The sequence below is a fragment of the Bremerella sp. JC817 genome (assembly GCF_040718835.1).
Classification (GTDB): Bacteria; Planctomycetota; Planctomycetia; order Pirellulales; family Pirellulaceae; genus Bremerella.
Genome location: NZ_JBFEFG010000112.1, coordinates 1 through 338, shown reverse-complemented (window position 1 = coordinate 338; position 338 = coordinate 1). Strand labels below are relative to the sequence as shown.

The following is a 338-nucleotide window of genomic DNA, read 5'->3' as shown; positions in this document are numbered from 1 at the left end:
TTGGTTCAGTGGCACACGTTGTTGGATCGTTCCCGCGACGGCACTTGGCGAAGACGTGGAAGTCGATCGTGATCGTGCTGTTGGTTTTGTCGTTGGGTATGGTGCACTCGAACTTGCCTTCACCGACGCGATCTCGCTGGGGATCGAAGCCCCGGTTCGACGGAAGCTGCCGCTGCTGCGGCAACCGCTTCGCTTGCTTCACTGCTGGCGGCGATGTTCGAAGTGGTTTCGGCGCAAGCCCAACCCGCTGGTCCGCGTCAGCGAGATCTTTCGATTTCAGCCGACCCGCATTGAATCGTTTATGGACCTGACCGGCGCCAATCAACGTGGAACATTCA

General features: G+C 58.6%; 1 protein-coding gene. It reads left to right on the top strand.

Annotation, left to right across the window (positions count from 1 at the left end; translation table 11 throughout):
- The coding region (locus AB1L30_RS00515; RefSeq protein ID WP_367011397.1) for a hypothetical protein at nucleotides 1-338 on the top strand (338 nt) is incomplete at both ends.